The sequence below is a fragment of the Kineococcus indalonis genome (assembly GCF_009906395.1).
GTDB lineage: Bacteria > Actinomycetota > Actinomycetes > Actinomycetales > Kineococcaceae > Kineococcus > Kineococcus indalonis.
On sequence record NZ_JAAALM010000154.1, the window covers coordinates 1 to 7,943 of the forward strand.

The 7,943-nt window shown below is 75.6% G+C and carries 11 protein-coding genes and 2 pseudogenes; 7 read left to right on the plus strand and 6 right to left on the minus strand.

The annotated features are described in order from the left end of the window. Positions 1-12 precede the first annotated feature (12 nt). Positions 13-609, minus strand: a complete 597-nt coding sequence (locus tag GTR00_RS09620; protein ID WP_166611410.1) for a dihydrofolate reductase family protein — start codon at positions 607-609, stop codon at positions 13-15. Positions 610-699: 90 nt separating this feature from the next. Beyond that, positions 700-1,140 carry an ester cyclase gene (locus GTR00_RS09625; RefSeq protein WP_205705445.1) on the minus strand — a complete coding sequence of 147 codons (441 nt, stop codon included), beginning with the start codon at positions 1,138-1,140 and terminating at the stop codon, positions 700-702. Between the two features lie 168 nt (positions 1,141-1,308). Here GTR00_RS09625 and GTR00_RS09630 point away from each other — a divergent pair, with 168 nt between their 5' ends. Together GTR00_RS09630 and GTR00_RS26335 are read left to right on the plus strand one after the other, a co-directional pair. Next, positions 1,309-1,818: a MarR family winged helix-turn-helix transcriptional regulator gene (locus GTR00_RS09630; RefSeq protein WP_205705446.1), complete on the plus strand. Its 510-nt coding sequence runs from the start codon at positions 1,309-1,311 to the stop codon at positions 1,816-1,818. A 288-nt stretch (positions 1,819-2,106) separates the two neighbouring features. After that, positions 2,107-2,544, plus strand: a complete 438-nt coding sequence (locus GTR00_RS26335) for a VOC family protein (protein ID WP_166611419.1) — start codon at positions 2,107-2,109, stop codon at positions 2,542-2,544. Here GTR00_RS26335 and GTR00_RS09640 read toward each other — a convergent pair. After that, on the minus strand, positions 2,484-2,813 hold the full coding sequence (locus GTR00_RS09640) for a carbonic anhydrase (protein WP_166611412.1): 330 nt from the start codon (positions 2,811-2,813) through the stop codon (positions 2,484-2,486). The genes GTR00_RS26335 and GTR00_RS09640 overlap by 61 nt on opposite strands. 165 nt (positions 2,814-2,978) lie before the next feature. On the opposite strand from GTR00_RS09640, the gene GTR00_RS25720 reads away from it, so the two are divergent. After that, positions 2,979-4,526, plus strand: a complete 1,548-nt coding sequence (locus tag GTR00_RS25720) for a GGDEF domain-containing protein (RefSeq protein ID WP_166611413.1) — start codon at positions 2,979-2,981, stop codon at positions 4,524-4,526. On the opposite strand, the pseudogene GTR00_RS09650 reads toward GTR00_RS25720, so the two are convergent. Beyond that, a pseudogene (locus GTR00_RS09650) lies at positions 4,480-5,300 on the minus strand (ABC transporter ATP-binding protein). The gene GTR00_RS25720 and the pseudogene GTR00_RS09650 overlap by 47 nt on opposite strands. A gap of 118 nt (positions 5,301-5,418) precedes the next feature. Further along, on the minus strand, positions 5,419-5,601 hold the full coding sequence (locus GTR00_RS09655) for a hypothetical protein (protein WP_166611409.1): 183 nt from the start codon (positions 5,599-5,601) through the stop codon (positions 5,419-5,421). A gap of 138 nt (positions 5,602-5,739) precedes the next feature. On the opposite strand from GTR00_RS09655, the pseudogene GTR00_RS26340 reads away from it, so the two are divergent. From GTR00_RS26340 to GTR00_RS09670, 4 genes and pseudogenes are all read left to right on the plus strand, one after another. Continuing rightward, positions 5,740-5,832, plus strand: a pseudogene (locus GTR00_RS26340) (hypothetical protein); the annotation flags it as partial. A 53-nt stretch (positions 5,833-5,885) separates the two neighbouring features. Beyond that, positions 5,886-6,548: an alpha/beta fold hydrolase gene (locus GTR00_RS09660; protein WP_166611414.1), complete on the plus strand. Its 663-nt coding sequence runs from the start codon at positions 5,886-5,888 to the stop codon at positions 6,546-6,548. Further along, entirely contained in the window at positions 6,541-6,834 is a 294-nt protein-coding gene (locus tag GTR00_RS09665; RefSeq protein ID WP_166611415.1) for a hypothetical protein, read from the plus strand. The genes GTR00_RS09660 and GTR00_RS09665 overlap by 8 nt, the downstream gene beginning before the upstream one ends. Beyond that, complete coding sequence (locus tag GTR00_RS09670) at positions 6,834-7,001, plus strand: hypothetical protein (protein ID WP_205705447.1); 168 nt, start codon at positions 6,834-6,836, stop codon at positions 6,999-7,001. The genes GTR00_RS09665 and GTR00_RS09670 overlap by 1 nt, the downstream gene beginning before the upstream one ends. 73 nt (positions 7,002-7,074) lie before the next feature. Here GTR00_RS09670 and GTR00_RS09675 read toward each other — a convergent pair whose 3' ends face one another. Beyond that, positions 7,075-7,650, minus strand: coding sequence for a TetR/AcrR family transcriptional regulator (locus GTR00_RS09675; RefSeq protein ID WP_166611417.1), 576 nt, complete (start codon positions 7,648-7,650; stop codon positions 7,075-7,077). Positions 7,651-7,943 lie beyond the last annotated feature (293 nt).

The window sequence follows — 7,943 nt, forward strand, 5'->3', positions numbered from 1 at the left end:
GGTGAGGGGCGCTCAGCGGCGCCGCACCCGGTAGCTGGCCACCACGCCGCCCCCCGCGCTGGTGGTGCTGGACTCCACCCGCAGGTCCAGCGCGGTGCCCCCGAACAACCGGGTGCCGCGCCCGAGCACCACCGGCAGGGTGGTCAGGACGAACCGGTCCACCAGCCCGGCGGCGGTGAGCTCCCGCACCAGCGAGAGGCTGCCCAGGACCACCAGCTCCCCCTCACCGCGCTGCTTCAGCGCCGCCACGGTCTGCACGGCTTCCCCGACCAGCAGTTGCGAGTTCGGCCACGGCAGGCCGCCCCGGGGCTCGCCGGAGCGGGAGGTGACGAACTTCGGGGTGCTGCGCAGGACCTCCGTGAACGGGTTCGGCTCGTCGGTGCCCAGCCAGTGCCCCACGAGGTCGTGGTAGGTGCGCCGGCCGAAGAGCATCGCCGCCGTCCGCCCCTGTCCGCCCACCGCGGCCTGCACCGCTTCGGGGTCGTCGGCCAGCAGCCGGCTGGCCCAGCCGCCCAGCGCGAAACCGCCGCGGGTGTCCTCGTCGGGGCGCCCCGGGGACTGGGCCACCCCGTCCAGCGAGACGTTCTCCACCACCACGAGCTCGTGCACGCGTTCCCCCCTCGGCCCCGCCGGTCGACCTCGCCGGCACCTGTCGAGGGGGTGACCGCGCCCGCCGGGGGAACTCACCGGCGCGGGGGTTCACCCGTGCGCCGCGTGCCCGTCCCCTCCGGGCGCAGCCTCGCCGGCCAGTTGCCGGGCGAAGGTGGCGCTGTCCGAGCAGATCCACTCCTCGGCCAGCAGGCCGTCGCGGACCCGGTAGAACTCGTGGCTGACGTAGTCGATGCGGCCACCGGTGGGCGGCGCACCGAAGAAGTGCCCGTGGTGCGTCCCCGACAGGCGCACCCGCAGCGCCACCCGGTCGCCCTGCTCCAGGGCGTCCTCCACCCGCACGTGCAGGTCCGGGAACGCGGTGCGCATCGCCTGCACACCGTGCTCCCACACCTGCCGGCCGTGGACGGGCGCGGCCCCGGCGTGGTGCATCACGAAACCGGGTTCCAGCAACGCCGTGCACGCGTCCAGGTCGCCGCGGTTCAACGCCGCGAACGCCTGCGTGACGACTTCCAGGGGACCCCTCGACACATCGGGCATGGTGTGCTCCGTTCACCGTGAACTCGTCGCATTGTGAGGTACTCTCATCATGTGGCGCGTACCCCTGCTCCTGTCAACGACGGGGCCGACGGCGAGGGGGCCGGCGCACCGCACGACCGGCCCGGCAGTCCCGGCAGTCCCGGCAGTCCCGGCGGACCGGTGAACACGGACGCGCGGCAGCAGGCGCTGGACCTGCTGCTGGAGTGCACGGTGCTGCTGGAGCAGGACATGCGCGAGGACCTCGCGCAGCGGGGCCTGTCGCAGTCGCGCACCCACCTGCTGTGGGCCCTGGCCGGCGCCGGGCCCAGCCCGCAGCGGGTCCTGGCGCAGGCGCTGGGCATCAGCGCGCGCAGCGTCACCGCACTGGTCGACGCCCTGGAAGCCACCGGCTTCGTCAGCCGCCAGGCGCACCCGCGCGACCGGCGCGCGGTGCTGGTCACCCTCACCGCGCGCGGGGAGGCGGTGGTGGCCGACCTGCGCACGGGGTACGAGCGGCTGGCCGAGCAGCTCTTCGGCGACCTGCCCGCACCACGGCTGGAACTGTTCACCACGACGCTGGCGGAGCTGGGCGCCCGCCTGCGCACCCTGGTGCCGCCGGCGGGCGGATCAGGTCGAGCCGAGGACGGGGACTCCTCGCCCGGGACCCCGGGCGGTGTCAGGCTGGCCTGACGCTCTCACCTCGGGGAGGTCGCCGTGGACGTCGACGAACTGGAACGCCAGCACACCCCGCTCACCGCTGCGCACCGCTACGACGACCTGCGCCTGCGGCACACCCTGCTCGGCTCCACCGCCGCCGGCGACGGGGCCGCCGGCGACGGGGCCGCCGGCGAGGAGGACGACGAGGGCCCCGCGTCCCACCTGCCGGTGCACGAAGCGCTCGAACTGCTGGCGCTCGGCGCCTCGCAGGGTCCCCGGAGTGAACGCCGCCCCGGCCGGTGGCCCGCTACCGTTCCCCGCGTGCCCATCGAGCTGGAGAACGTCGGCATCGCGGTGCGCGACCTGGAGGCGGCGATCGCCTTCTTCACCGACCTCGGGCTCAGCGTGCTGGGCCGGGACACGGTCAGCGGGGAGTGGGCCGACACCGCCGTCGGCCTGGACGGCAACCACGTCGAGATCGCCGTGCTGCAGACGCCCGACGGTCGCGGTCGCCTGGAGCTGTTCCGGTACCTGCACCCGGAAGCGGTGGAGACGCGACCCGCGCTGCCCCACGAGATCGGCATGCACCGCGTCGCCTTCTCCGTCGACGACCTCGACGAGGCCCTGGCCACCGCCGCCCGGCACGGCTGCCACCCGCTGCGCGGCGTGGCCACCTACCGGGACCTCTACAGGCTCACCTACCTGCGCGGCCCCAGCGGCATCCTCGTGATGCTCGCCCAGCAGCTGACGCCGAGCTGAGCGGGTACCGGCCGTCGGAGGAGCTCGACCAGGCCGCTGTCCACGTCGCAGCGGGCGGCGCGGACGCTGAGGCGGCCGGAGCGCACCGCGTTCCCCACCGGGTCCCCGGGCCGGCCGCGCACGGCGAGCAGCGGCGGGGCCGACTCGTCGACCGCGAACGCGATGCCGCCCAGGACCGCGTCGTCGACGATGCCGCCGGCGACGCGCCGGTCGAACACGGCACCGACGTCCCCGTCGAAGAGGGTCCCCGACGGGCGCGGCCCGGGCACGCAGCGCGGACCGCTCGTTCGGCGCATCCACCCGGGCCGTCCGCGGGACGAACCATGACGGTGAACGCGGTGAGCGCGGTGAGCGCGGTGACCGGCACGGCCGGCAGGACCTCGGCGCCCTCCGGCACCGGGGGCGGCGAGCCACCGCCGGGCGGAGGAGGGGACGTGGGCACGCGGAGCGCACGCGGCACGGCAGCGGCACGGGGTGCGGGGCGCCTGCGGCGCCTGCTGGGGGCCCTGCGCCGACCGCAGGGGCTGGTGCCGCGCACCCGCTGGCTGTTCCTGGTCTTCGCGGTCTTGGCGCTGCTGATGTCGCTGCCCGGTCCGCTGGCGGTGGCGGACCCGGTGAGCCTGCCGATGGTGCTGGGGGCGTCCGCGGTGCTCGTGACCTCCTGGGTGCACGCCTACCTCGGCGGGCGCGAGTCCGTGCTGCGCGACGCCGCCGACTGCGCCGCCATCACCGCCTTCACGCTCAGCTGCCCCGCGCCGGCGATGGTCTTCAGCGTCACCTTCTGCTCGTTGTGGTTCCACGCCGTGCACAGCTCCACCCGCCGGGGGCTGCTGCGGTGCGCGGCGTACGCCGCGGCGGTGGTGGCCGCGCTGCCGCTGTGGGGGCTGGTGCCCGGGCACGCGCCGAGCACGCAGGCCGCGCCGGTGTTCGGCACCGCCCCCGTCATGCTCCTGACGTTCGTGGTGGTGCGCGTGCTGGCGGTGGGCATGTTCGCCCGCGAGCGGGCCGCGCAGCGCGACGCGCTGCTGGTGGGTTTCGGCACCCAGCTGCTCGGCACCACCGACCCCGCGCGCATCACCGAGCAGGCCGTGGCCAGCAGCAGGGCGCTGTGCACGGCCACGCCGGGCCTGCGGTCCCTGGCGGTGCGGCTGCGGGACGGTCGCGCGGTGGTCGTCGGGGTGGCCGGCGCCTTCGAGGACGCGCCCGCGCACCTGCCCGCCGAGGTGGTGCCCGCCGGCGTGCACCCCGGCGCGGTGGTGCCCGTGCTGCGCACCGCGGAGCTGGACGCGGCGACCGGCGAGGCGTGCCGGTGGGTGTGCCTGGACCTGCCCGGGGTCGAGGGCGCCTCGATCCTGCTGGGAGCTCCCGGCCCGCTGGAGCCCGAGGTCGTCGTCTCCTTCCAGTCGCTGGCCAACCAGGTGGCGCTGGCCGCCAGCAACGCCCGCGTGCACCGGCTGCTGAGCACGCAGGCGCGGACCGACGCGCTGACGGGCCTGGCGAACCGGGCGAGCTTCCAGGAGGAGCTGGTCGGCTCGGCCGGCGAGGAGGGGGGCCGCGCGGTGCTGTTCGTGGACCTGGACGGCTTCAAGGCCGTCAACGACCGGTTCGGCCACGGGGCCGGGGACGAGCTGCTGCGCCACGTCGCCGACCGGCTGCGGGAGGTCACCCGCCCCGGCGACGTGTGCGCGCGCCTGGGCGGTGACGAGTTCGCCGTGCTGATGCGCGGCGCGAGCGCCGAGCAGGCGGCGGCGGTGGCCCGGCGCGTCGTGGAGGTGGTCTCGGCGCCGGTGCGGCTGGCCGCCGGCCCGGCGCGGGTGGGCGCCAGCGTCGGGACGGCGCACGCCGCCGGTGTCCTGGACCACCGGGAGCTGCTGGAGCGGGCCGACAGCGCCATGTACGCGGCCAAGGCCGCCGGCAAGGGCCGCGTCGAGCAGTTCACCGGCGAGGCGGGCACCGCCCGCCCGGCCCGTCCCGCGCGGTGAGGTCGCCCGCGCCCTCGGCGAGGTGCCCGGCGGCGACCGGGAACGCCTCGCGCAGCGGACGCGGTCGCACCTCGCTCACGGGGCTGGCGAAGGTGGTGAAGAGGCCGGCGAGCCCGCCCCCGGGCACCGGCCGCTCGCGGAAGGGCACGCCGGTCGCGGTGGGGTCGGTGATGCGGTCCACGATGCGCCCGTCGCGCAGGAAGACGATGGCATCGGCGCGGGCGGCGGCGACCGGGTCGTGGGTGACCATGACGATGGTCTGCCCCTGGCGCACGGTGGTGCGCATCAGCTGCACCCCCCCCGCGCCGGTGGAGTCCAGCGCGCCGGTCGGCTCGTCGGCGAAGAGGACCTCAGGCTCGGTGACCACCGCGCCGGCGATGGCCGCCCGCTGCTGCTGACCACCGGACAACTGGCGAGGGCGGTGCTCGGCGCGCTCGCCCAGGCCGACGTCCCTCAGCGCCTGCAGCACCTGCGCGCTCTGGGGGCGGTGCCCGGCCAGGCGCAGCGGCAGTTCGACGTTCGGCGCCGCGGTCAGGGAGGGGGTGAGGTTGAAGCCCTGGAAGACGAGACCGATGCGGTGCGACGCAGTGCAGTCAGCTGCTCGTCATCGGAGTCGGTGATGTCGCTCTCGCCGAGCAGGACCCGCCCGGGGTCCACCCGCTCCAGACCGGCGGCGCAGTCGAGCAGGGTGGACTTGCCCGAGCCGGAGGGGCCCACGACGGCCGTCCAGGTCCCGGTGGTGGAGCCCAGGTCGACCTGGTCGAGGGCGCGCACAGCTCCACCCGAGCAGGACCTCGTCCAGGCGCGCTCGGCACCGCGGGTGGGCGGGGCGCAGCCTCCCGCGGCCGGGCAGCACGATGGCCGGTGCCGGAGCTGTTCCCGGTGGAGGGGTTCACGTCGCCACCACGGCGTCGGCGACCTGCCGGGTGTTCCACTCCGCGACCTGCAGCGGGCCCCGGTACCGGGGCCCGTCGTCGTCCACGAGCGCGTCGCCGGTGAAGGAGTCCGGGAAACCCTCGGTGTCCTCGGCGTTCACCGCGTCCACCAGCGCCTGCAGGTGGTTCGTCCGGTCCACGGGCCCGATCGTGCACTCCCGTGCGGTCGTCGACCTCGCTGGCGCCGCGCAGGTGGCATCCTGAGGCCCACTGCGCGGAGGGCGGGGAGCGTTCATGACGAGCACGGGGCTGAGAAGGTCCGCCCGTGGCAGCTGCGCGTGGCTGAGGAGGACCTGCACGACCTGCGCGAGCGGTTGCTGCTCAGCCGGGTGCCGGAGGCTGAGACGGTGCGCCCGCCCGCCGCGGGGACGGGCTGGTCGCAGGGCCCTCCGCTGGACGTGATGACCGAGTGGGTGCGGTACTGGTGGACGCCCTGGCCGACCCCGGTGACGCATCGCTGCCGGCCTTCCACGTGGTCGCGCCCCCCCTCCCCGGCTACGCCTCCAGCGGCAAGCCCGAGCGGACCGGCTGGACCGTCGAGCGCACCGCCGACGCGTGGGTCGTGCTGATGGCGCGCTCGGGGTACGCGCGCTTCTTCGCCGCCGGCGGGGACCGGGGAGGGCGGGTGGCCACGGCCCTGGGCGTGCACCACCCCGACCACGTCGCAGGGCTGCGCACCTTCACCCCCTGCGTGCCCGAGCCTGTCGGGGGCATCGCGGTCCTGGGGGACCTCACCGAGGCGCAGGACCGCCGGGTCGCCGACACCCGCCGGTTCTGGCGCTACGGCGGAGGGTGCTCGTTGCAGCCCTCCACCCGGCCCCAGACCGTGGCCCACGCCCTGGTCGACTCCCCCGTGGCGCTGCTGGCGTGGGTGCTGGACAAGTTCTGGGCGTCGACGGACCGCTCCGACGACCTGGAGCGAGCCGGCCAGAAGCGGTCACTCCCCCGTGCTGGAGGTGCCCGACAGCCACGTCCAGGGACTGCGCGCGGCACCGGGCCCGGTGCCGCTGTGACCACCGCTGCGACCACCGCTGCGACTGCTGCTGCGCAGGACGTGCGGCGGGCTCGGGGAGGAGCACGTGGCTGAGGGCCCGGCGGCGCCTGAGCCGGCGCCGCAGGAGCAGGTCGAGACCATCCTCGCCGAGGTGGGTTCGGAGATCCGCTGGCTGCACGAGCGGGTGAACGCGCTGCTGGCGGCCGAAGCGTTCTTGACGATCGCCTTCACCGCAGCGATGTCCAGCGACGGCGCGTGGGCGCGGGTGGTGGCGCCGGTGCTGGCGCTGCTCGGCCTGGTCCTGGCCGCGGTGGCCTGGCCGGGGTGCGGAGCACGACCCGGCTGGTGCACCTGTGGACGGCCCGGCTCGGGGCGGTGATGGCCGAGAACCCCGCCGCCCGCCGCGGGTGGGTCCGGGACTGGGAGGACCACCACCGGCGTGAGGGCGACCAGCGGCGCGGTTCGTGGTTCTTCCTGGCCGTCCCGGTGGCCTTCGTGCTCGTGTGGGCGCTCCTGCTGGTCACCGCGCTGGCACTGCCGCGGTGAGGGGCGGCGGTGGACCCTCGACCCGCCGCCGGGGCGATCGCCAGCCCTTCACGTGCACCGGCCGGGCCGGCGGCTACCTCACGCCGACCACCGCCTTGGCGCTGCGCCAGAAGGAGGCGCTCACCCCGTCCGGGTCGTCCAGGTAGCCGGCGACCATGGCCCCGTCGCGCAGCAGCAGCAGGTCCTGCGCCACGGCCGCCGCATCCGGCAGGCCCAACGGCGCCACCAGCTCCTCGAAAGCGCTCCGGCACCAGGCCCGGTGCGCGTCGACGACCCGGCGCGGGCCGCTGGCCGCGTCGGGGTACTCGGCGGCGGCGTTGATGAAGGCGCACCCTCGAAAGCCCGGACGGCACGCCGCGGAGCCGATCAGCTCCCCCAGCGACTCCAGCGCGCCGGGCACGTCCCCGGCCGAGGCGGCGAGAGCCGCCTGGACCCCCTGGCGTTCTCGTTCGGCGCTGGTCTGCAGGTAGGCGACCACGAGGTCGTCCTTGGACTTGAAGTGGCGGTAGAAGGTCACCTTCGTCGTCTCGGCCCGCTCGATGACCTTGTCGACGCTGACCGCGCGAAGCCCGGCGGCGTAGAACAGCTCGCTGGCGGCCTCGACCAGGCGGTCGCGCACCGGCTCCTTCTGCCTCACGACGGTGATCATAGGTGCCTCCTCCTGCTCGGCCCTTGCGCCGCCACCCCCGGCGAGCTGCGGTCGCCGAAGTAGAGTGACTAGTCATTCTACTTGCGAGCGACAACCGTGCCGAGCCGCGGGGACCAGCACGGGTCGGCGCAGCCACACGCCCGAGCGCAGCGGCACCCCCGAGCACCGCCGGGCCGTGCCCACCCCCCGTCGCCGACGAGGGCTCCCCGCTCACGACCGCCCGATCACCGAGAGGACCACCATGAGCAGCACCTCCTCCCCCAGCACCCCCGTCTCACCCACCACCCCCAGCC

Coding starts and splice junctions, on each gene's coding strand:
- GTR00_RS09670 (WP_205705447.1), top strand. CDS start 6,834: ATGGCCGAGAACCCCGCCGCCCGCCGCGGGTGGGTCCGGGACTGGGAG.
- GTR00_RS09675 (WP_166611417.1), bottom strand. CDS start 7,650: ATGATCACCGTCGTGAGGCAGAAGGAGCCGGTGCGCGACCGCCTGGTC.